The sequence below is a fragment of the Paenibacillus luteus genome, assembly GCF_006542765.1.
Classification (GTDB): Bacteria; Bacillota; Bacilli; order Paenibacillales; family Paenibacillaceae; genus Pristimantibacillus; species Pristimantibacillus luteus.
In genome coordinates, this window is sequence record NZ_SKCD01000025.1 from 49,430 (window position 1) to 71,201 (window position 21,772).

Below are 21,772 nucleotides of genomic sequence, written 5' to 3' on the forward strand. Positions count from 1 at the left end.
TTTGCCAGTAAAGGCAGGAGATCATTGAAAATAATCGAATATTTCTCAAAGCAATAAAAAACAGCCTAATTCCCTATGGGGAAACGGGGGAACCACTTTGGGTGAATTGATTCCGACGTCTGATCATTTGTGCAGCGCCTGAGGAATCATAGGGAGCCTTCAACCGAACCCCACAGCTAACCTCGTCGGCCTTGGAAGGAGTTTCACAATTTGAAAAAGGTTACTGCACTACTTCTGGGACTCGTTCTCGTACTTGCTTTCCAAGCAGGCAGCGCGTTCGCAGATTCCAAACTGAACGGAGTTATTAATGATGTTATTGGTTCTCCGTACAAGAGCGGCGGAACGACAGCAAAAGGCTTTGACTGCTCCGGTTTTACGGGCTTTGTGTTCGAAAAACTAGGCATTGAGCTTCCGCGTACGTCCGGCTCGCAATCGAAAGCAGGCACGAAGGTCGCTAAAGCTGACCTAATTCCGGGAGATCTTGTGTTCTTTGACACCGTTGGTGGCAATAACAGCACCGTATCCCACGTAGGCATTTACATCGGAGATGGCAAGTTTGCTCATTCGTCCTCCAGCAGAGGCGTTGTAACAGACAAACTGAACTCCTCCTATTATGAAGACCGTTATGTGACTGCTCGTCGCGTCATGGATGACGAGTCTTTCCAAGCACTTGCTAACGGATAATAGAGTGACCTGTTCCTTCTCATCAAAGGTTTTCAGGTAGACTCATCCAGCAAAGCCGCAGTTTTTTGTCCTGAGTCGACAAATGACATGCGGCTTTGCTGTTTCATTTCAAGGCTGCCGCGGTAGTTGAAAGGAGCTTTGCTTGATGTATTTATTTATTCATCGCAAGGATTTGCGTACAGCAGATATGCGAGCATTTGATTACTTGAAGAAGCAAGACATGCCTGGCATCCACTTGCTTATCATAGATCCGATTTTGACTGGGGGCAGCAGGCTGAGCAGCCATAGCGGGCGAAACTTTATGGCACAAGCGGCTTCCTTGCTGCAAAGCTACTCCAATGCGGATAAGGAGCTCCATGTGCTGTATGGCGAGCCCCAACCGATTGTTGAAGCCCTGCTGCAAGCCCATTCCATTGAAGAGGTAGTCGTGCATGCCGATTATTCGCCATACTCCCGTGAGCGGGACGAGCAGCTGCAGCAGGTTACCCGCCAATCGGGACGCCGCTGGATGCCAATTGTGGATGCGCCGCTGGCTGATTTGGAAGCTTTCCCGGCATTTGCACGCCGGACAGAGCCCTACAAAGTGTTTACACCGTTCTATCGCATGTGGAGCAGCTACATGCAGCAGTGTTACAGCCCAATGAGCCATGCCACCATTCAAGAGCTCACAACGCTTAATGAACTCAGCAGCAGTATCGCGCAGCAGTTTGCCCTGCCAGACTCCGTCTCTTCCGCATTAGGCGAGACGAATGTAGAAGGAATGCCTAAATCACTGAACAAGCTCGAACGCTTCATGCGCGAACGCCTCGCCTCTTATGACGATAGCCGCGATGCCTATGCCAATAACCACACGAGCGGTCTTTCCCGCTTCTTAAATACCGGGGCCATCTCGTCACGCTGTGCATTCGAGCAAACCCAGGGATTGCCTGGCTCCGAAGCTTGGCATCGCCAGCTCGCCTGGCGTGATTTCTACTTGTATCAGGCCATGTATCATGAAGACTTCTTCCGCTATGAGCATTTGACTGATATGTCGGCCTTGTCAGATACCCACTTGGAATTATGGAAAACTGCTGCAACAGGCATACCGATTATAGATGCGGCCATGACGCAGCTGAATCGTACAGGCGAGCTGCCTAATCGCTTGAGAATGGTCGTTGCGATGTTCTTAACCAAGAACTTGCTTTGCCCCTTCACACTCGGAGAACAGCATTTCCGCCATTATCTGAGCGATTACGATAATACGCTTAATCGAGGTGGCTGGCTTTGGTGCTCATCTCTGGGCTACGATGCCGCGCCTTATTTCCGGATCATGAACCCTGCAACACAGTCTCAAACTCATGATCCCAGCGGAAGCTACATTCGTCGCTGGCTGCCTCATTTAGCTCATTTGTCCGATAAGGAAATACATCTCCCCCAAAGCGGTGCCATTGTCGATCTAAAGGCCTCTCGCGCCCGCGCGATTGAGGTGTACAAAACCATACTCAAGTAGCAATCTTGAACCCTAATCGAAAACGCCTCACTCAGATAACTTTTTATATATAATTATAAATAAACCTCGCCAACCGCTTTTGAATCAGCGGGCGCGAGGTTTTTTTTACATTATTTATGTTATACACGCCATTTGCTAGCGTATCCGTCGATTTCATCTATCGAGACTGCTTCTCCAACTGCAATATAGTCATCCGCATCCTTAGGGATATGGAGGCTCGCTTAATTTTGTTTTAAAGCAGTACGCTGACCCTGTCTTCGACCAAGCACAAGCATAGCAACAAGAAGCAGGAGCAGGAGAGCGACGAGCGCGCATATCAGCCACAACGTAGACTGAACATGGTACTGATCCATGAACCAGCCGGTTAGACGAGGGAAGATTGCACCGCCAAGCCCACCGCATGCAACGAGAAGGCTCGTCGTCCTTTCGGTCATACCCGGGATGAGCTCATTGGCATAAACGAGCGCAATCCCGAAAATACCGGAGAAAAACAATCCGCTTAGCGCGACCATAGCCAGCAGCCAGCTCAACTGCCCCAGCATAGCCATGCCTACAAAAATGACAGAAGCGCCTGCGGTCGCGATCAGTAAGTATCGGGCATAACCCATCCGGTCGGCTAGCACACCAGCAAAAAGACGGCCAAGCACCATAGTGCCCCAGAAAAGGCTCAGCGCAGCAGCCGCACTGGATTCTCCAAGCCCCGAACGGGAAGTCAAAATCGATGGCAAATAATTAGAGAAACTCATTTCCATGCCCACATAAATCATAAAAAACAACGCTGATAACAGCAAAAAAGGCAGTGCTTTCCGCGGATATCCAAAAAAAGCGGAGACTTGCTCCTTGTCTGCAGCAAGCAATGCCTGCGGTGCCGCAGCCCCATTCTGTTCCGCCTTAACGCTCCGTGAGACAAAACCAAGCTGCTCGTCCAGCTCTCCGAAGGACATCGTTAGCCATAAAACAAAGGTGATTCCTGCCATTGCCGCCAATATAGGAAAAGAAACCTGCCAGATTTGATGTTGGATCAGGTAAGCAGCGGCAATCGGAATCAATAACGCACCAACCCCAAAAAAGATTTCCAGCCTGCTCATGGCCGAAGCCTTCCCGTTCTTAGCCATATCAATAATCATGGCTCCCACTACAGCTTCTGTCATGCCAAAGCCAACTCCCGCGAACGGAGCAATGGCCAGCATCCACCCCCACGGAAGAAGAAGACTGTAAGCCGCCTCACTTACTGTTAGTACTCCAATAGCTAGCAATACAGCGCCGCGTTTGCCTATTCTGGCTGTAATGGAAGGAGCAAGCAAGACACCGACTAAAAATCCGAGAAACTGATTCATGATCCATTGACCGCCATCTTTATAAGATAAGCCGTAATGAGCGATCAGCTGCTCCAGAATGGACCCGCCCACCACATGAGCAACTCCTATGATCAAGTAGGATAAGCAGCCAAGCCAAATTAATTTCTTCATTCTCGTAATTCTCCTTATGAACGCACCATCCACTTGCGTCAATCTGTTATAATAAATCAATTTCAATCGTCTTACACATCATCATAACCCTTATATGCGCGGAGGCTATTTCTTTATGGACAATAACCAAAGCTCCACCCATTATAATCGAAATCCGCTCGTCATGACCATATGTCCGCTAGAGCTTCATCATACGGAGGAAATATGCAGTTGGTCCTATCAGGACCGCTATGCTATTTATAATTGGCCTTCATGGGCGCAAATGCAAAAGGACGGAATCGAATTTGGCGATTCCGTCCTGCGCGCTGCGCAATATGCTGCTGTTATCGATGACCAGCATAGGCTGATCGGTTATGCTCAATTTTTTCCCATTACGGGCGTCACAAGGCTCGGACTTGGACTAAGGCCGGATCTTTGCGGAAGAGGCCTTGGCCCTACTTTCATCCGCCTAATTGCAGCGGAAGCACTGCGGCGCAAGCCAGAGAACGAGATTGATCTGGAGGTGCTTGCTTGGAATGTCCGAGCTGTGCGCGCCTATGAACATGCCGGATTTAAAATCACAGATACGTATACGCGCTCTACGCCACAAGGCGACTACGAATGTTATTGCATGGTCTATGAGTCTGGTGGGAACTAGAGACGCTGAGCCCCCCGCTCCGAATCCTTTAAATCCATAAATAAAATAAGACCCGGCGCTACTAATACCGAAACGGTACGAATCCAGGCATACGAATCCAAATCGGTGTATGCCCGTGAGACGATCGCCCGGCGATTTTCATTCAGCTGTACCAGATTGGGAACAAAGTAAGGACGCCAGCTCCAGTTGGCACCACGATACTGTTCTTCGCGCCTCCAGTCCCTATCCGTTTCACGATAGTAATTGGATGAGAGCTGAATACCATCCTCGTTGCATAGGTACACCCGAATACAATGATCATAAAGCTCCGGCAGAAGTTTTTCGATCCATTCGTCCTTCTGTTCTGAGCAGCGCGCCTGCTGTACAAGCTCAACAAGCTGCTCCGCCAATCGTTCGGATTGTCGCTGCCAGTAACGTTCGGTTCCTAAATGATGAAGCAAACGCTGCTCCAGCTCTGCTTCTATCACAAGAGCAAAACAATGCGGCTCCATAAACTCCGGCTCCGCTCGCGCGAACATGAAGCCCTGCACATAACGCGCCCCAGCTTGAATCGCGCGTGCCAAATCTTCACGCGTCTCGACCCCTTCGACAAGCAGAGAAGCCCCTATTTGCTCAGCCAAATCAGAGAAGGAGCGCAATACACCAAAATAACCGTCATGCGTCGCACTTTTCTTTATCATATGAATATCTATCTTGAGCAGGTTAGGCTGAATTTGCGCAATGCGGTCCGTATTGCTATAACCGCTGCCTACATCATCAATAGCAATGATGCAGCCTCTGGACCGATAAATGTCAACGACGGTCCGCAGCCGCTCCATAGAACCAAGGAAAGACTCCTCCGTAATCTCTATAACAATCTGCTTCGGATCAATCCCATATCTATCGAGCAGCGATAAGGTATAGAGCTCGCCGTTCTCCTCATAGCGGTATATCCAAGATGGCTTCAAATTAATGAACAGCAGCGGCTGCTCCTGCATGGAGGCCAGCTTGGAGAAGGCCTGTTCGCGCAGCAGCCGATCTACCACAATATGATCCTCTTCCGGAACTTCCTCATTGCAGAAAAAAGGCCCAAGGCTGCGCACGGCATTCCCTTTTACTGCGCGGCCAAGCACCTCATAGCCTATAATGCGTCTCGTATCCATCGCTATGATAGGCTGATAAAATGCGGCTAGTGTTTCACCGTTCAAACCAAGCGTTTTCGGCAGCAGAAACGATGATTGGCACTCCTTCATAGCGGTCTCCTCTATGTTACATATGCGTTAATTTATCTGTCATACTTATTGAATAATATTGTAATAGAGTCGACATAAATTGTAAAGATCCGACATCTCTACTTCCAATAAAAGATGGATACTGTCGAATTTTAGATTAAGCGAATAATTTGTGTCACCTTATCACCCTGTGAAACTTCAATAATATGATGCTTGTTATTATAGGTAATGACACCTTCGCCCACTTCAATTACCGGGTTCTCGCCCAAACCAAAAAAAACGTCGTCAGCCAGCGCTTCCATTACTTCATGACGGTCTTCGCTCGGCAGCACCGCCCATTCCTCAGGCTCCATCTCAAAAAAGGTATAGCTCCCATCAATTTCCGCAACTGCAGCTGTCAAATCCTTCAATATATCCGCGTATTCCCTTGCATGTCTAACTCCCATTTGCCTTTTCCACCTTTATCATCGTCAATTTTTGTACACATCTCTCTACTATTCTACCGCATTTTATCAATTTTTAACGCGATTGCCTTCAAATCGTTCCATTTACTCTAACTTCAGAATACCCATCTGACGATAATATAAGAAGTAGAGAAATGTCGAAATCGTATTGGACGGGGTGTATGATGAAAAATTCAACAATTATTGGTCTTGTGCTAGGATTAGTCGCTGTACTAGGAGGCATGGTTTTAAAGGGAGCACACCTCTCATCTCTTGCAAACCCTGCTGCTTTTATGATTATTATTTTGGGAACCATCGCTTCTGTTATGATTGCATTCCCAATGTCAGAGCTCTCCAAAGTCGGCAAGCTGTTCAAAATGGTATTTACTGAGCAAAAGCTGCCTCAGCGCGATGAGTTAATCCAGCGCTTTATGGAATGGGCTTCCATTACCCGCCGCGAAGGCTTGCTTGCCCTTGAAGCAAAGGTAGATGAAATTGAAGATACGTTCCTTCGCAATGGTATGCGTATGATTATTGATGGAAATGACCAAGACTTCGTACGCGATGTTCTGCTGGAAGATATTGCAGCAACCGAGGATCGCCACAAAGCTGGCGCTTTGATCTTCACACAAGCAGGTACATATGCTCCAACGCTAGGGGTACTCGGTGCGGTTGTCGGGCTCGTTGCCGCGCTTGCAGATATGAGTGACATGAACAAGCTTGCCCACGCCATTGCGGGAGCCTTTATCGCTACCCTGCTTGGTATCTTTACAGGTTATGTTCTGTGGCATCCTATTGCCAATAAACTTAAGCGCATGTCCAAAAGAGAAATTCAAATTCGCCTGATGATGGTTGAAGGGCTTCTGTCCATTCAATCCGGCGTGTCCACGATCGCCATTAATCAGAAGCTGTCTGTTTTCCTTACCCCTACAGAGAGATTGAAGATGAAGGAGAAGGAGGAAGGCGCCGTTGAGCAAAAAGCATAGGCATGAGGAACATGAGGAGCATGTTGATGAATCTTGGCTGATTCCATATGCTGACTTGCTGACGCTCCTCCTGGCCCTCTTTATCGTGTTATACTCCATGAACTCGGTAGACGTTAAGAAGTTTGAAGAAATGTCCCAAGCCTTCAGTATTGCGCTTAGCACGGGCAGCGGCGTCCTTTCGGAGACCGCAATTGTCAAAACCGGCGAAGACGATGGGAAAAAGCAGGATGACACTGGCGGCGTTATCGACTCGAAGGAGGATCCTACGGACGAGAGCAATGATTTGTCTGCAGAGGAGAAAGCCCGGGAAGAGCTGATGAAGCAGGAGCAGAAGGATCTTGAGGATCTTAAGAAAAAAATCGACTCATATATTGAGAAAAACGGCCTTACCTCCGATCTCGAAACTAAGCTCAATCTCTCTCAGCTTATGATTACGATTAGCGACAATGCGTTATTTGCACCAGCCCAAGCGTCCGTCAAGCCCGAATCTAAAGAACTGGCGATCGCGATCGGCAAGATGCTGCAGCAATATCCAGATTACGAGGTCGTCGTATCCGGACATACGGACACCACGCCAATCTCGACTGTATTCTTCAAGTCCAACTGGGATCTAAGCTCCATGCGGGCCATTCGTTTTATGGATATTTTGCTTGAAAATAAACAGCTGAAGCCTGAACGCTTCAGTGCAATTGGTTACGGCGAATATCGTCCGGTTGCCGATAACAAGACGGTTGCGGGCAAATCCAAAAACCGCCGCGTTGAGGTATCTATCATGCATACCTATGCTGATCCGAAGAGCGCGCAATCGATTTCAGTGAAATAACACGATCGAACGGATATCGTTTTCTATTTCAAAAAAAACCTGAGGCTACACGCAACTGGCGTGTAACCTCAGGTTTTTTGCTGCTATATCCAGCCATTTCATTATACCGGCTCGTAGCTTAACGTTTCAAATAGCTCGTTCTTCTCCGCTTCGCTGAGATTCCGCCATTTGCCGACCTGCAATCCGCCCAAATGAATGTTCATAATTCTTTGGCGCTGCAGCCTTCTTACGTGAAAACCAAACGCCTCACACATCCTGCGGATTTGACGGTTGCGACCCTCCGTCAGAATAATCCGGAATACCCGATCGGTCACTCGCGTCACCACGCAAGGCAAAGTCATGCTGCCAAGAATATGGACGCCAGTCGCCATCCCTTTCAGGAAGGCCTCTGTTACCGGCTTGTCCACCGTGACTAAGTATTCCTTCTCGTGTTTGCCTTCTGAGCGAAGAATCGGATTAACAATATCTCCGTCATTGGTTAGTAGGATTAAACCTTCCGAATCCTTATCCAGCCTTCCGATAGGAAAAATCCGCTCTGTATGGCCTACAAAATCGACAATGTTTCCTTTAATATGCAACTCCGTCGTGCTAGTGATGCCTATTGGCTTATTTAACGCAATATAGACATGGCCCTTCTGCTCGCCAATCTTACGCCCATCAACACGTACATCGTCGCCTGGCTCCGCCTGGCTTCCCAGCTGTGCCGCTACCCCATTAATGGTTACCCGGCCGCTGTCTACCAGCTTATCTGCCTCGCGTCTGGAGCAATATCCTGTTTCACTAATAAACTTATTGATTCTCAAAGCTGATTCACCCCGTTGTATGTACTGCCAGCTCGGCAATTTTGTCCGATGGATAATACTGAATGGCTGATGCCTTGCCGCCTGCTGCCGAAGTTGCTGCGCCTAGAGCTTGGAATGCAGCAAACAGCATAGCAAGGGCAACTGCCTCCCCCTTGATCGCACGGTATTTGCGCAAAGGACCGACCATGGCGAATTGTAGGCTTTTCGATACCCATGCGCCAAGAGCTTCCCCTGGACGTGCCTCCGGACGCTCACCCAGCAATAGAGAGGGCTGGAACACCTGAATGTGCGGTATGCTTAGCTTAGCAAGATTATCCTGCAGCTCCCCCTTGACCCTGCTATAAAAGAATCTAGAGTCCTGCGAGGCCCCCATAGCCGTGACGACAGAAAACACCACAACATCCGTCCGTTCTGCGAACTGTGCCAAGGATAGAGGATATTCATAATCGACCTTCCGGAATGCTTCTTTTGTTTTTGCAATCTTGATCGTGGTGCCGAGCGTACAGAATACCATATCGACTTTAACCTGTTCCAATGCAAGCTCCATGTCATCCAAAGATGCAACAATAACCTCTACCTTGGCAAGCTCACTTGGGCGGCCAAGTCCTTCCATAGCTACCGGCCTCCGAGACAGGACCGTTATTTTGCTTATGGATGGTTCCACAATCAGCTGCTTTAGCAAGGCCCTGCCGATAAGACCGGTTGCTCCTGCAAGCAAAGAAGTATAACCCGCTAATTCAACGGTCGACTTGCTGCCCTTATGATCAAGTTCCATCGTATCTGGTTCCAATACCAAGTCTCCTGTCTCCTTCCGCTTGTTCAGCAAGCTTCCGATCTTTTTCTTATTGTCCTAGTATACCGCTCTCGGGCTCTTCTTTCAAAGCAGGAAGCTGCAAATGTACCGTTGTGCCAACATTAACCTGGCTTTTGATATCCAGCGTTCCGCGGTGGCTGTTAATAATACGCTGGCTGACCATGATGCCGAGGCCCGTTCCCGTTTCTTTGCCCGTAAAAAAAGGATCGCCAATCTTCGGAATCATCTCGTCTGGAATTCCCACGCCCTCATCCGTAATCGTAATGGATATATAATCCCGTTTGTAAGTGATATAAATATGAATCGTGCCTCCGCTTGGCATAGCCTCAATGGCATTCTTGAGCAAATTAATGAACACCTGCTTCAATTGATTCTCCTCACAGGAAATAAGACAAGCCTCTTCGGTAAAGGATATCCGAAATTCAATATTGTGGAGCAGCGCTTCACTGTTCATTAAAGCAATAACATCCTGCAGCACATTTCTGACGTCCTTAGCCACGAATCTTGTTGCTTGCGGCTTCGCCAGAATAAGAAACTCCCCTACAATTAGATTAATGCGGTCTAGTTCCGAGAGCATAAGCGTTACATGAGAGAGCGTAAGCTTCTTGCTCTCCTGCTGCAGCTGCAGAAACCCGCGCAGCGTTGTAAGCGGATTTCGAATCTCGTGGGCGACTCCAGCGGCAAGCTGTCCAACCGTCGTCAGCTTCTCCGATCTGCGAAGCAGCTCCTCCATTTTGTTCCGGCTGCGCATATCTCTTGATATGCTTGCAAATGCACGAATCGTTCCATCCGAATCACGAATTGGCGAGATGGTAACGCTCACCGGAATCAGTTCTCCCGTTTTCGTTACGCACATCGTTTCCTGCGCGGGAAGAGCCTTTCCGAGCAAGAGCTGATTCAGCATATGCCTCATCTCCGCGCGGTGCGTATCAGGAAGAATCGGATAGACGAGCCCCGTCGCCTCTTCCTCCTCATATCCAAAGAGCAGCTCAAAGGCGCGGTTAACCTGAATGATTTTCCCATCGAGATCATTTAGATGAATAGCATCGCTTGTATGGTTAATAAAAGATTCCAAATGTTCCTTCATGCGTCGATTTTCCTCGAAGGCACGTCTGAGCTTATTCATATAGATGCTTAAGTTTTGCGACATCGCATTCACCTTAAGTGCCAGCAGGCCAAACTCATCCTTTCGCTTAATTCGGATCGGCTGCTGAAACCGTACGGAGGACACCTCGTTTACCTTCCATAAAATATCTTTTAACGGCCTAATCATAACGCCTACCATCCAGTAACTGATGATAAGCACCAGCAGCATGGTTATCCCCGTGTAAATCAAGGCGTCATTGCGCTTCTGGCTAATGAGCTGTTTAATGCCGTCACTATCGTACACAATGCTGATAATATAGTTATTATTCAGTCCCGTTGTATAGTAGCTTCTAAAATAGGACTGTTCATTTATCTGCATTTTGCGCAGCAAAAAGCCCGAACTCCTCACATTTGAGAAAAGAGAATAGTCGCTTTTGGAATCCATATAGGTGTAAGTGCCAAAAGGGATGGCTAATGTATCTTGCTCAAACACGGTAATTTCCTTTATATTGGGGTTTAATGCTTTAACAATATCGAAAAGCTTTTCCGGGCTTAGCTGCTCCCCTTCAATAGGCGAAGAAACATTAACCGACTTCCCGCCCAGTGAGGAAAAAAAGCTGGCCACATGCATAGAAGTATCCTGCATTGAACGGCGCGCCTGCTCTTTCATGCCCTCAGTCATCGAATATTCGCTTAACATATGATGAAAGATAAAAAACGTTAATACGATAAGCGTAATCAAGACGGAAAACTTCATCTTAATTGACAATGAATGACACATCCTTCTGCCCATGAACATTTTATTAACAACTTATACACATTATCAACAGAAGCTGTGCACAGACCTGAATAAAATGTTAGTATTTATGTGCATATCACACGAGTTATCCACAATGTTATCCACTACATGTTAACAACAGAATATTTGTTCGTTGGATATTCATAACCATTCAAAGGAGTTATCAAGCATGATTAAAGAACTAGAAGACCAAAATTGGATGCTGGAAGCCATCGCAGAAGCCAAAAAAGCAGAAGAAATCGGCGAGGTTCCCATCGGAGCTGTTATTGTCAGGCATAATGAAATAATTGGAAGAGGTTACAACTTGAGAGAAACGCGGTTCGATCCGACCGCGCATGCTGAAATGGTCGCCATACGCGATGCTTGCGATCGCATCGGCGCTTGGAGATTGCTCGATTGTACGTTGTATGTCACATTGGAGCCTTGTCCGATGTGTGCCGGGGCTATCGTTCAATCCCGAGTGAAACGTGTTGTTTACGGAACAACAGATCCTAAAGCCGGTTGTGCTGGAACACTCATGAACTTACTGCAAGAGCCCCGTTTCAACCATGAAACGGAGCTCACTAGTGGTATTTTGCAGCCGGAATGCGCATCTCTGTTAAAGCAATTTTTCCGTCGGTTGCGGGAGAAATAGCATTCCTACAGATTGTCGCGGCGTATCGTGATATGAGTTAGCTCATTTCTTTGTATATACTGTAACGCAACAATAAGTTGATCGGCCTCTTCGCTAATCGCCAGAACATCCGGATCTGTCAAACTGCCGCGTGCTTCGGCTATTTCATGAAGCTTTAGCCGCAGCGACTGCAATTGTTTAAGCAAGTGTTTTTTGTCCATAGCTCGCTTCGGGGCACGCTCCTTATCTAGCACTCGTGTGGTAATGCTTCTATTATACTCGGAGTCCAATAAGGAGTTTGTAAAAACTTGTCGACGGACGCAGACAATTTTCGGGCATTATTCGACAAAATGAAGTCATTTATTCCAATTTATAGTTCTTTTATACTAAAAAAATCGATCATAATTTGGTAATGTTTACTCAGCTCGGTAAGGAAGACTAGTTAATTGTGAGCATGTATTTATTGATATTGATAATCATAATCAATTGGTATATAATTAACTTAATTACTTATTTATAGTGGAGTGCATGCCTAATGAGTTCTGCCGATAAGCTTCAAACCTTTTTGACGCTGGCCGATTGCCGCTCTTTTACGGAAACGGCTAAGATTCTTTATACCTCACAGCCCACCGTCAGCAACCATATCCAGCAACTTGAAAATCAGTATGGTACCGCGTTGTTCAACCGTTCTGGCAAAAGCGTTGTTTTAACGCAAAAGGGTAGAATCTTGTATGAGTATGCTTTAAAAATTACATCCTTGTACAAAGAAGCCGCCAATCGCCTTCAACACGATGCACCGCAGACGCTCAACATCTTTGTCAGCAATTATTTGGGCGCGTATGTGCTGCCTGATCTCATTAGTCGCTTTAACGACAAATATCCCGAAGAATCGTTCCATTTACATACATGCGACTATGTCGAATTACAGAATAACTTGTTGCAAAAACGAACCAATTTTGCCATTATGCCACTATACGATACCGATGATTACATTCAAGATGGCTATGAAATTGAGCCTCTGTTTGTTGAAGAAATGCTGCTCGTTGCTTCACCTAAGCATCCTTGGAACAAACGGAAGATGCTGTATGCCAGAGACTTAAATTACAAGCGGCTGCTCGTTCCCGAAAACGATTTTATCCAGTCCAACCTGATTCAAGCGCTAAAGCAGAGTCAAGTAAACGTTGAGATCGTACATAAACCTAGTCTCGAAGCCATTAAGGATGAAGTGCGGCGTGGCGATCATATTGCCTTCTTGCCTTATTATGCGGTAAATAAAAGCTTGTCAAATGACGAACTTATTACGCGTCCTGTGGCAGGCCTGCAAATTAAGAGAAGCAATGGCTTTGTTATTCGCAAGAACACTAAACTTAACGAGCTTGAGCAATCCTTTTATACCTTTATCAAGCAAGCCTTTTAATACATGACCATGGCATTGGCAATCCAATTCTAAAGCAAAGAGCAGGTGCATTTTATGCACCTGCTCTTTGCTTTTTTACCGGCCAGAATGGGGCGGAAACAGCCCTTCGCGTCCACATTTATGAGGATAAATCCATTTGTATTATAAGTAGGTATGAAGTAAAATTATTTAAAACAAAATTCATAAAGCTCGATGAAATGAATATAAATTCGGAAGTCAGGATGTGCCTTTGTGTATCATAAAGCACTCATTCGCTTCTAATTCCATGGATTTCGTAGCAAGAATCAACTGGCGGCAACCTTGTGCTGCCCAAAGCCGTCAAAGAAGATACGAAGAAGATTCTGCGAAGATAGTCCTTACCTATAGAAATAGGCCACTAGAATGGAGCTGATCGTATGTTATTGACCTCCCTAACCAAAGATCTTAGTTATACGCTCGTGCAAGGCGATTTACATACTGAAGCAAGCTCGGTTGCCTATGACTCCCGCGAGGTAAAGCCAGGCGGTGTATTTGTTGCCATTTCCGGATTCACCGTAGACGGCCATCGGTACATAGAGAAAGCCAAAGAACTAGGCGCCGCAGTCATCGTACTGGAGAAGAATGTGCCGGTTGCTGCGGGCGTAACGGTGCTACAAGTTGCCGACACGCGCGAAGCACTTGCCCAGATTGCAGCTAACTTCTATGACCGTCCCACAGAGCAAATGAATCTAATCGGCATAACCGGAACGAATGGCAAGACATCAACCACGTATTTTCTTCAATCCATCTTTGAACAGACCGGAACATCACTTGGCATTATCGGCACGATCGGCACCGTTATTGGAGACAAAGTGTTCGCTAACAAAAATACGACGCCTGAATCCCTCAATCTCCAGCAAATCTTTGCCGAAATGATTGACTCCCACACGAAGCATTGCGTGATGGAGGTTTCTTCGCATGCGCTCAATTTGAACCGCGTAGCGCATTCCAGCTTTAATACAGGCATTTTTACGAACCTGACGCCCGATCATTTGGAATTGCACCATACAATGGAGGAATATTTTGAAGCGAAGGCCAAATTATTCGCTATGACCACGGACTACAACATTATTAACGCCGACGATAAGCATGGCAAAATTCTGATTGACCGTCTTAGCAATCAGGAGCCGAAGCTGATGACCTATGCCATCGAGCAAGAGGCCGACATTTTCGCAACGGATATCTGCTATTTTGCAGACTATACTACCTACACAGTGAATACGCCCAAAGGCAGCATCTCCATTAAGGTGAATCTCCCGGGCGCTATCTACGTATATAATAGCTTGGCGGCTATTGCTACCGCTTATTGCAATCAGTTCAGCCTGCAGCAAATCGCAGATGGTATTGCGGCGGTTGAAGGCATCAAAGGCCGGCTGGAGGTTGTGTATCAGGATGAGGATACCAAAATCATCGTTGACTTTGCGCATACGGAAGACAGCCTAGAGAAAGCCTTAACGACGATTCGTCCTTTTGCCAAGGGTAGAATTATTCTCGTATTCGGCGTCTATGCCGCGGATGGAGAGTCTGGAGTAGAGAAACGCAGAGCGATGGCCGAAGTAGCTGCCACATTTGCGGATTTCTCTGTCGTTACCTCGGATAATCCGAAGATGCAGGACAACACGATGATTATCCGGGAAATTGTAGAAGGTCTCGAAGCATACAACGGCGCATATGAAGCGGTTGTTGATCGAAGAGACGCTATTGCTTTTGCAATTGAGATCAGCCGGAAGGATGATGTCATTCTTATTGCAGGCAAAGGACATGAAACCTCGCAAATTATCGGGAAAACGGAAATCCCCTTCAATGAGGCTGAAATCGTTAGAGAGCTCAAACGAAAAGAAATATGACAGCGGATTAAACAATAAAGTAAATGAAAGGTATTGCTTATGTGCGGTTTTGTAGGATTTGCAGACAGTCGACTGGACGTTGATCAAGTATCCATCATTAAGGAAATGATGGATACGATCGTTCATCGAGGACCAGACAGCGGCGGCATCTACTCAGATGAAGAAGTTACTTTAGGATTCAGGCGTTTGAAAATTATTGATATGTCTGAGGTGGCCAGCCAGCCGATGTACAACGAGGACAAAAGCTGCGTGCTTGTCTTCAACGGCGAAATATATAATTACCAAGAACTCAGGGAAGAGCTTCTTCAAAGAGGGCATACCTTCGAAAGCCATACGGATAGCGAAGTCATTATTCATGCTTACGAAGAGTACGGAGTCGAGCTTCTTCAGAAGCTCCGGGGCATGTTTGCTTTTGCCATTTGGGATACGAACAAGGAGACGATGTTCCTCGCCAGAGATCACTTTGGCATCAAACCGCTTTATTACACTCAAAATACATCGGATGAATCCTTCCTGTTCGGTTCTGAAATCAAAGCCTTCCTCAAGCAGCCCGCCTTCAAGAAAGAACTGAACAAGGACGCGCTGAAGCCCTATCTCACCTTTCAATATTCCGTGATGGATGAAACGTTTTTTAAAGGCGTCTTTAAGCTGAAACCTGGCCATTATATGATCTACAATAAAGGCTCCCTTTCTATACAGCCTTACTGGGATGCAAACTTTGAAGCAGAAGAGAACAGTCTTTCCTACTACGTCGATCAGATTAAAAGCACGATAAAGGATTCCGTTGATTATCACCAAATCAGCGATGTAAAGGTTGGCTCCTTTTTGTCCGGCGGCATTGATTCGAGCTACATCACAGCCTTATTAAAGCCAAACAAAACGTTTTCTGTCGGCTTTCAGGACTATGAGGGCAACTTTAACGAAACAAATCTGGCCAAGGATTTATCCGATATTTTGAACATAGACAACCATAAGAAGCTAGTCACGGCAGACGAATGCTTCGAGATGCTGCCCACGATTCAATATCATATGGATGAGCCTCAGTCGAATCCCTCCTCCGTGCCCTTATACTTCCTAGCAGAGCTAGCTAGCAAGCATGTAACGGTTGTGCTCTCAGGAGAAGGCGCAGACGAAATCTTCGGCGGATACGACTGGTATGATACAACACCTGCCATGAAAAAATATAAGATATTGCCTTTTGTTGTGCGGCGGTCACTCTCCCTAATCAGTAGCAAACTGCCCAAAAACCGAATCACCTCCTTCGTCAAAAAAGGAGGGCAGCGGGTAGAGGAACGCTTTATCGGACAGGCCCATGTCTTTGACGAGACGGATGCGCTAGCGTTATTGAAAGACGACTACAAGCAAGGACCTTCTGTAAGGAGCATCACCGATCAGGTTTATAAACAGATACGCGGCAAGGACGATATTACGAAAATGCAATATGTCGATTTAAAGCTTTGGCTTCCGGGCGACATTCTGCTTAAGGCAGATAAGATGAGCCTCGCGCATTCGATCGAGCTGCGCGTACCCTTTTTGGATAAAGAAGTGATGACGCTCGCGTCAAAACTACCCACGGAGCTCCGTGTTCATCCCAGTCAGACCAAGTACGCCTTACGCACGGCTGCGAAAGAAGTATTGCCAGAGGAATGGGCAAATAGGCCAAAGGTTGGTTTCCCCGTACCTATCCGGCACTGGTTGCGCCAAGAAAAATATTATAAACTCGTAAAGGAGATGTTTGTCTCCGAACGGGCCAAGCTTTTCTTCCATACGGATGAGCTGCTCAAGTATTTGGATGAGCACTTTGCGGGTAAACAAAACTACGCTAGATATATTTGGACGGTGTACGTATTCCTTATTTGGCACAAGACGTTCTTCGAGCAAGCGTAAACGAGGGATTCCAAGTCCTTGGCAGATGAAGCCCGTTTCGCACTGTAGCATCTAAAACAGCGATACAGTAAAGGGAACTCAACATGAAGAGAATCGTAAAACTACTGATATTACTAGGTATTATTTTTTTCATATATACTTTATTTAACAAAGATGACACTAACTCTACAGAGAAAAATATTACGGAGCAGCCTTTAATAACTGGCTCCCCCACTCCGCAGATCAAGCAGGGCACTGTGACTATCGTCAACACGGTTGAAGCAACCGGACAGCCGATTCCAGGCGCTGTGTTTACGATTATGGAAGACGGCGGCGCAACGGTTATCGAATCCATTACGACCGATGCGGCTGGCCAAGCAACGTCTGGTTTGCTTGATTACGGAACAGACTATACAATGAAACAACAGAAAGTAAACGTGCCTTACCCTTTAGCAGAAGAGGAACATTCCTTCACATTAGATTCACCTAACTTGGAGATCTCGGCTACCAATCCGATGCCGGGGTATATCAAGGATTATGAGATGGCTGCTAACGGGTCGGTCATGATTAAGAAGGTCTATCTCGACGTCGATACGGTCATGCAGAAGCCTGAGCTGCCTAATGGATGCGAGATCACTTCGTTAACGGCTGTTCTTAATTTCTATGGCTATGAAGCTAATAAATTAGAAATGGCAGATGTTTATTTGCCGAAACAGCCGTTTTTCTCCAAGAACAATAAGCTTTATGGACCTGACCCGTATAAAGCATATGCGGGAGATCCTAGAGAGCTTAAGGGAGGCTTTTTCAGCTTCGCTCCTCCCATTGTTGACGCAGCTAACCTTTATTTTGAAGCTGTTGGGCGTAGTAATCGTACCGCTGATATAAGCGGAAGTACGCGGGAACAAATCATCGAGCAGCTTAATCAAGGCATCCCGGTTGTGACTTGGATCACGCTTGATCTCACGCCGCCCAAAATAAACTATGCCTGGTACTTCAATGACACTGGCGAACACTACTCGGCCCCGGTTAACCTGCATGTCGTGGTGTTAAATGGCTACGAGGTTGGAATCGTGCATGTCATGAATCCGCTCAAAGGGCAAGTTACTTACGATGCGGATGCTTTTTTCAACAGCTATGACGAAATGGGCAGCCATGCTATGATTGTGGGTAACTAACTCAATTCAAATAAACACTTCAATAAAAGTAGGTTGGACAATGGAAGCTAAAAGCTTAGGTATCATAGGGGGTATGGGGCCCAAAGCCACATCCGTATTTTTCGACATGATTATCGAACAAACCGCAGCAGACCGTGATCAAGAGCATATTGATATCGTCATCCTCAATCATGCGACATTGCCTGATCGAACGGGTGTGATCTTGAGAAATGAAGGCGATCGTTTTCTCGAAGCCGTTGCCAAGGATTTGAAGCTGCTCGAAGCAGCAGGCGTGTCCAATATCGCTATCCCTTGCAATACTTCGCATTATTTTTATAACGATATGCAGCAGATGACGAGCATCAACATCATTAATATGGTCGACGAGACGCTCAAAGTCATATATGAAACATATGGCGAGCATTGCAAAGTCGGTATTTTAGCCACAAATGGCACGGTCAGCAGTGGTGTCTACCGTAAAGGCTGTGATCATTATCAAATGCAGCTGCATGAGCCTGACGCTCCTATTCAGGAGCATGTGATGGACATCATTTATAATAAGGTTAAGCGTAATTTACCCGTTGAGTCTTCCGAATTCGAGGGAATCATCCGCCACCTGCTTGATCAAGACCAGTGCCAATGCGTCATCATCGCTTGCACGGAATTATCTTGTATTCCTATTCAAGGTGAGGTTTCAAACCATTGTGTAGACGCTATGGCTGTACTTGTACAGAAATCAATTGAACTTTCCGGCAAAAAAAGTATTTCCCTATAATACAACTTTTGCGTAAGAAAGAGTCCGTATCCCAACTGCTGCAAGTCATGCCTTGTGTTTTGCTTACACTAAGTATACTCAGACAAGAATGCACATAAAAACGCCAGAGATGATTCTCTGGCGTTTTTTGCATGCACTTATCTGCACTGGTTTAGATCAAATTAAGCTCTACCTGAATGTTTCCACGAGTAGCTCTTGAATAGGGGCATACCTGATGTGCAGCTTCAACCAGCTCTTTAGCCACATCCGGCTCTACGCCTACAATCGAAATATCCAGCTTCACTCCGAGCTCGTATCCACCGCCATCATCCTTACCCAGCGTAACGTGAGCCGTGACCTCGGTTTTCTCTACTTTAACCTTTTTCATGCGGCTGACTACATTAAGCGCACTCTCAAAACATGCGGCATAACCCCCTGCAAAAAGCTGCTCCGGATTCGTCGCTCCACCTTGACCGCCAAGCTCTTTAGGTGCCCGCACATCTACATTCAAAATATTGTCGCTGGATACCAGCTTGCCATCCCGTCCACCTGTTGCCGTTACTGTAGCCGTGTATAAATTTTGCATAATTAATTCCTCCAGAGTGTTTTTGTTATGATGCTTAGAACCTTGCTGCCTTACTTCATTCCCTTTTTGTCTTCTCCAATACATGAAGACATCTTGCTTTCTTATTACCCAAATCCTGATGTTCTATTCTTTAATGCGACCTACGAGAAAACAATAATTAAATTTTATGCAATTAAGTTTTATAAAATATAATATAATACATTCAACTAAGCTTGTCAATTATTCTCGTTTAAAAGCAAAAAAGCAGCTCACTCCCTTCGCAGGAGCAGCCGCTTTTCACCGTTAAGGCTGTATAATCTCTTCATCCGTTTTTTTGCCTAAACGCTTATTTAAGTAATCACGATTTGCTAAAATCCGCTCATCCGTTGGCCGAAATTGTGCCGCTTTTTCATTATGCTCATTCGCCGTTTCATACTCGCCAATACGATCATAGCATACACAAAGCTGCAAATTTGGCAGCCATGTAGAGCAAGCCAGATTTTCAAATCCCCAGTTTTCCTCGTTTCTCTCCATGCTTAACGCCTGCTTATACCAGTAAATCGCAAGCTTATAGTCTGCCTGCTGCAAGAAGTGATAACCTAATCGACAGCAAAATTCCGGTCGGGGCCTATCATAATGAAAGGAACGAAAAATGGAATCGACCATATTTCGGGTTTCCTTCAGCTCATTGTAACAATCCGCAAGTCTGCTGCAAGAGGCGACGTTATCCTCGATCCAGCCTTTTCCGGTTGCCAGGAACTTATCATAATACCGGATAGCTGCTTCAAATTTAGCATGATCCTTAAGCTCGTTGGCATAATAAAATAAATCGCGCGGAGAAAATATTTCCCCTTTGGCCAATCTCTGCTCATAAATATTTAAGTTGCGATCACTGTCATGATGAATACTGCTATGGGTGACGGCTGCATCGCTATGATATATATTTCCATACACTTCAAGATACTCATGCACCGGACCGATCCATTGGAATTCCCGCTCCCGCTTTACGATTCGGTTGCGTCTTAATTTGGAAGTTACATTACCGAATTCATCGAAAGCCAGATGATATTCCATCGAGACCGAATCAACACCTAAATCCAATTTTTTCTTTAAAGCAATTAGCTTCTTTCGGTCTGTTTCCTTCAAGATGTCATCCGCATCCAGCCACATGATATGAGACTTGGTTGCTAAAGAAAAAGCAAAGTTGCGGGCTGCCGCAAAATCATCGATCCATGTAAAATGCTCGATACGATTTGTAAACTCGCCCGCAACCTGCTTTGTTGCATCCGTAGAGCCTGTGTCCACAATAATAATTTCATCGGCGATGCCTTTCACAGAGGAAAGACACCGCCCTAACGTATCTTCTTCATTTTTGACAATTAAGCACAAGCTGATGGAAATCAACAACATCACACTCCTACGAGATGATAAGATTGATTCATCATATTCTCGTACTTTTGTCCTGTTACTGTTGCTTGATTAACTCAATCGAATAATGGTTAATGCTGCACCCGCACTGCTACCTAGCAAAGTTGCTGCTCCTAATAATCCGAATAGCTGCAGCGTAATGGTACTTCCTGCCGTTAAAGTGACTACAACATCGTTATTAAAGGTTGAAAGGCTAACGACCGGCGCGATCGTAGACGCTGTGTTTGCCACTCCATTAATAAGAAGTCGCGTGCTGACAAGTAGGGCTGCTGTCGTGTTTACTTGGTAGCTAATAAAGTATCTTCCTGCATTAACAACCGTAAACGTGTCATTTGCTCCATTGACCGTCACGTTAGCACTTAAGTTCTGGGAACTAGGAAGCGGAACGTTGGTTCCTCCAAGAATAACGGCAATAATTCCACCGGTCGTATTGGCTGCAAACGCTGAATCGGCAGTTAAGCTAGTACCTGTTGCTCCAGTTCCACCTGTAGCACCCGTTGCTCCGGTTGCTCCGGTTGCTCCAGTTCCACCCGTAGCTCCTGTCACACCAGTTGCTCCCGTTACTCCTGCTGTTCCTGTTGCTCCAGTTCCACCCGTAGCTCCTGTCACACCTGTTGCTCCGGTTGCTCCTGCTGTTCCTGTTGCTCCAGTTCCACCCGTAGCTCCTGTCACGCCTGTTGCTCCGGTTGCTCCTGCTGTTCCTGTTGCTCCAGTTTCACCCGTAGCTCCTGTCACACCTGTTGCTCCCGTTACTCCTGCTGTTCCTGTTGCTCCAGTTCCACCCGTAGCTCCTGTCACACCTGTTGCTCCGGTTGCTCCTGCTGTTCCTGTTGCTCCAGTTCCACCCGTAGCTCCTGTCACGCCTG

Annotated in this window: 21 protein-coding genes and 1 riboswitch; of the genes, 11 read left to right on the forward strand and 10 right to left on the reverse strand. The window is 46.4% G+C overall.

The genetic code is table 11. From position 1 onward, the window contains the following. Positions 1 to 52: 52 nt before the first annotated feature. A riboswitch (cyclic di-AMP (ydaO/yuaA leader) is annotated at positions 53 to 206 on the forward strand. 4 nt (positions 207 to 210) lie between these two features. Together E0496_RS19980 and E0496_RS19985 are read left to right on the forward strand one after the other, a co-directional pair. Next, positions 211 to 684, forward strand: a complete 474-nt coding sequence (locus E0496_RS19980) for a C40 family peptidase (protein WP_141503601.1) — start codon at positions 211 to 213, stop codon at positions 682 to 684. A 145-nt stretch (positions 685 to 829) separates the two neighbouring features. Further along, positions 830 to 2,173: a cryptochrome/photolyase family protein gene (locus E0496_RS19985; RefSeq protein ID WP_141503602.1), complete on the forward strand. Its 1,344-nt coding sequence runs from the start codon at positions 830 to 832 to the stop codon at positions 2,171 to 2,173. 221 nt (positions 2,174 to 2,394) lie between these two features. Here E0496_RS19985 and E0496_RS19990 read toward each other — a convergent pair whose 3' ends face one another. Then, positions 2,395 to 3,642 (reverse strand): MFS transporter, encoded by a 1,248-nt coding sequence (locus tag E0496_RS19990; RefSeq protein WP_141503603.1) that lies wholly within the window; start codon positions 3,640 to 3,642, stop codon positions 2,395 to 2,397. 115 nt (positions 3,643 to 3,757) lie between these two features. On the opposite strand from E0496_RS19990, the gene E0496_RS19995 reads away from it, so the two are divergent. Beyond that, a complete protein-coding gene (locus E0496_RS19995; RefSeq protein ID WP_141503604.1) occupies positions 3,758 to 4,279 on the forward strand; it encodes a GNAT family N-acetyltransferase in 522 nt (173 codons plus the stop codon). On the opposite strand, the gene E0496_RS20000 is transcribed toward E0496_RS19995, so the two are convergent. After that, positions 4,276 to 5,511: an EAL domain-containing protein gene (locus E0496_RS20000; RefSeq protein WP_141503605.1), complete on the reverse strand. Its 1,236-nt coding sequence runs from the start codon at positions 5,509 to 5,511 to the stop codon at positions 4,276 to 4,278. The genes E0496_RS19995 and E0496_RS20000 overlap by 4 nt on opposite strands. Before the next feature lie 131 nt (positions 5,512 to 5,642). Beyond that, positions 5,643 to 5,936 (reverse strand): hypothetical protein, encoded by a 294-nt coding sequence (locus tag E0496_RS20005; RefSeq protein WP_141503606.1) that lies wholly within the window; start codon positions 5,934 to 5,936, stop codon positions 5,643 to 5,645. A 182-nt stretch (positions 5,937 to 6,118) separates the two neighbouring features. On the opposite strand from E0496_RS20005, the gene motA reads away from it, so the two are divergent. Both motA and E0496_RS20015 read left to right on the forward strand, forming a co-directional pair. Further along, positions 6,119 to 6,919, forward strand: coding sequence for a flagellar motor stator protein MotA (motA, locus tag E0496_RS20010; RefSeq protein ID WP_141503638.1), 801 nt, complete (start codon positions 6,119 to 6,121; stop codon positions 6,917 to 6,919). Further along, on the forward strand, positions 6,903 to 7,742 hold the full coding sequence (locus E0496_RS20015; protein WP_139990663.1) for a flagellar motor protein MotB: 840 nt from the start codon (positions 6,903 to 6,905) through the stop codon (positions 7,740 to 7,742). Before motA ends, E0496_RS20015 begins: the two co-directional genes overlap by 17 nt. Positions 7,743 to 7,843: 101 nt before the next feature. On the opposite strand, the gene rluF is transcribed toward E0496_RS20015, so the two are convergent. The 3 genes from rluF to E0496_RS20030 are packed head-to-tail and all read right to left on the reverse strand — an operon-like array spanning position 7,844 to position 11,202. Continuing rightward, positions 7,844 to 8,545, reverse strand: coding sequence for a 23S rRNA pseudouridine(2604) synthase RluF (gene rluF / locus E0496_RS20020; protein ID WP_141503607.1), 702 nt, complete (start codon positions 8,543 to 8,545; stop codon positions 7,844 to 7,846). Between the two features lie 7 nt (positions 8,546 to 8,552). Beyond that, a complete protein-coding gene (locus E0496_RS20025) occupies positions 8,553 to 9,341 on the reverse strand; it encodes an NAD(P)H-binding protein (RefSeq protein ID WP_241674899.1) in 789 nt (262 codons plus the stop codon). Positions 9,342 to 9,387: 46 nt separating this feature from the next. Then, on the reverse strand, positions 9,388 to 11,202 hold the full coding sequence (locus E0496_RS20030; RefSeq protein WP_241674900.1) for an ATP-binding protein: 1,815 nt from the start codon (positions 11,200 to 11,202) through the stop codon (positions 9,388 to 9,390). Between the two features lie 211 nt (positions 11,203 to 11,413). Here E0496_RS20030 and tadA point away from each other — a divergent pair, with 211 nt between their 5' ends. Then, positions 11,414 to 11,878, forward strand: a complete 465-nt coding sequence (gene tadA, locus E0496_RS20035) for a tRNA adenosine(34) deaminase TadA (RefSeq protein WP_141503609.1) — start codon at positions 11,414 to 11,416, stop codon at positions 11,876 to 11,878. 5 nt (positions 11,879 to 11,883) lie between these two features. Here tadA and E0496_RS20040 read toward each other — a convergent pair whose 3' ends face one another. Beyond that, positions 11,884 to 12,063, reverse strand: a complete 180-nt coding sequence (locus E0496_RS20040; RefSeq protein ID WP_241674901.1) for an aspartyl-phosphate phosphatase Spo0E family protein — start codon at positions 12,061 to 12,063, stop codon at positions 11,884 to 11,886. 329 nt (positions 12,064 to 12,392) lie between these two features. Between E0496_RS20040 and E0496_RS20045 the strand changes: the two genes are divergently transcribed. From E0496_RS20045 to E0496_RS20065, 5 genes are all read left to right on the forward strand, one after another. Then, a complete protein-coding gene (locus E0496_RS20045; protein ID WP_141503610.1) occupies positions 12,393 to 13,274 on the forward strand; it encodes a LysR family transcriptional regulator in 882 nt (293 codons plus the stop codon). Positions 13,275 to 13,669: 395 nt separating this feature from the next. Next, positions 13,670 to 15,139 (forward strand): UDP-N-acetylmuramoyl-L-alanyl-D-glutamate--2,6-diaminopimelate ligase, encoded by a 1,470-nt coding sequence (locus E0496_RS20050; RefSeq protein WP_141503611.1) that lies wholly within the window; start codon positions 13,670 to 13,672, stop codon positions 15,137 to 15,139. Between the two features lie 39 nt (positions 15,140 to 15,178). Beyond that, positions 15,179 to 17,026 carry an asparagine synthase (glutamine-hydrolyzing) gene (gene asnB, locus E0496_RS20055; RefSeq protein ID WP_141503612.1) on the forward strand — a complete coding sequence of 616 codons (1,848 nt, stop codon included), beginning with the start codon at positions 15,179 to 15,181 and terminating at the stop codon, positions 17,024 to 17,026. An 83-nt stretch (positions 17,027 to 17,109) separates the two neighbouring features. Then, positions 17,110 to 18,180 (forward strand): C39 family peptidase, encoded by a 1,071-nt coding sequence (locus E0496_RS20060; RefSeq protein WP_141503613.1) that lies wholly within the window; start codon positions 17,110 to 17,112, stop codon positions 18,178 to 18,180. Positions 18,181 to 18,220: 40 nt separating this feature from the next. Then, positions 18,221 to 18,934, forward strand: a complete 714-nt coding sequence (locus E0496_RS20065) for an aspartate/glutamate racemase family protein (RefSeq protein WP_141503614.1) — start codon at positions 18,221 to 18,223, stop codon at positions 18,932 to 18,934. A gap of 151 nt (positions 18,935 to 19,085) precedes the next feature. Here the strand turns inward: E0496_RS20065 and E0496_RS20070 are convergent, their stop codons facing one another. From E0496_RS20070 to E0496_RS20080, 3 genes are all read right to left on the reverse strand, one after another. Then, positions 19,086 to 19,499, reverse strand: a complete 414-nt coding sequence (locus E0496_RS20070; RefSeq protein WP_141503615.1) for an organic hydroperoxide resistance protein — start codon at positions 19,497 to 19,499, stop codon at positions 19,086 to 19,088. A 282-nt stretch (positions 19,500 to 19,781) separates the two neighbouring features. Beyond that, entirely contained in the window at positions 19,782 to 20,882 is a 1,101-nt protein-coding gene (locus E0496_RS20075; RefSeq protein WP_141503616.1) for a tetratricopeptide repeat-containing glycosyltransferase family 2 protein, read from the reverse strand. A 75-nt stretch (positions 20,883 to 20,957) separates the two neighbouring features. Further along, positions 20,958 to 21,772 (reverse strand): BclA C-terminal domain-containing protein (locus E0496_RS20080; protein ID WP_141503640.1); only part of this gene is annotated, 815 nt, incomplete at its 5' end.

Excerpts from the sequence above, each read along its gene's own strand:
- E0496_RS19985 (WP_141503602.1), top strand. The coding sequence starts at position 830 with ATGTATTTATTTATTCATCGCAAGGATTTGCGTACAGCAGATATGCGA.
- E0496_RS19990 (WP_141503603.1), bottom strand. The coding sequence starts at position 3,642 with ATGAAGAAATTAATTTGGCTTGGCTGCTTATCCTACTTGATCATAGGA.
- E0496_RS19995 (WP_141503604.1), top strand. The coding sequence starts at position 3,758 with ATGGACAATAACCAAAGCTCCACCCATTATAATCGAAATCCGCTCGTC.
- E0496_RS20000 (WP_141503605.1), bottom strand. The coding sequence starts at position 5,511 with ATGAAGGAGTGCCAATCATCGTTTCTGCTGCCGAAAACGCTTGGTTTG.
- E0496_RS20005 (WP_141503606.1), bottom strand. The coding sequence starts at position 5,936 with ATGGGAGTTAGACATGCAAGGGAATACGCGGATATATTGAAGGATTTG.
- motA (WP_141503638.1), top strand. The coding sequence starts at position 6,119 with ATGAAAAATTCAACAATTATTGGTCTTGTGCTAGGATTAGTCGCTGTA.
- E0496_RS20030 (WP_241674900.1), bottom strand. The coding sequence starts at position 11,202 with ATGAAGTTTTCCGTCTTGATTACGCTTATCGTATTAACGTTTTTTATC.
- tadA (WP_141503609.1), top strand. The coding sequence starts at position 11,414 with ATGATTAAAGAACTAGAAGACCAAAATTGGATGCTGGAAGCCATCGCA.
- E0496_RS20045 (WP_141503610.1), top strand. The coding sequence starts at position 12,393 with ATGAGTTCTGCCGATAAGCTTCAAACCTTTTTGACGCTGGCCGATTGC.
- E0496_RS20050 (WP_141503611.1), top strand. The coding sequence starts at position 13,670 with ATGTTATTGACCTCCCTAACCAAAGATCTTAGTTATACGCTCGTGCAA.
- asnB (WP_141503612.1), top strand. The coding sequence starts at position 15,179 with ATGTGCGGTTTTGTAGGATTTGCAGACAGTCGACTGGACGTTGATCAA.
- E0496_RS20060 (WP_141503613.1), top strand. The coding sequence starts at position 17,110 with ATGAAGAGAATCGTAAAACTACTGATATTACTAGGTATTATTTTTTTC.
- E0496_RS20065 (WP_141503614.1), top strand. The coding sequence starts at position 18,221 with ATGGAAGCTAAAAGCTTAGGTATCATAGGGGGTATGGGGCCCAAAGCC.
- E0496_RS20070 (WP_141503615.1), bottom strand. The coding sequence starts at position 19,499 with ATGCAAAATTTATACACGGCTACAGTAACGGCAACAGGTGGACGGGAT.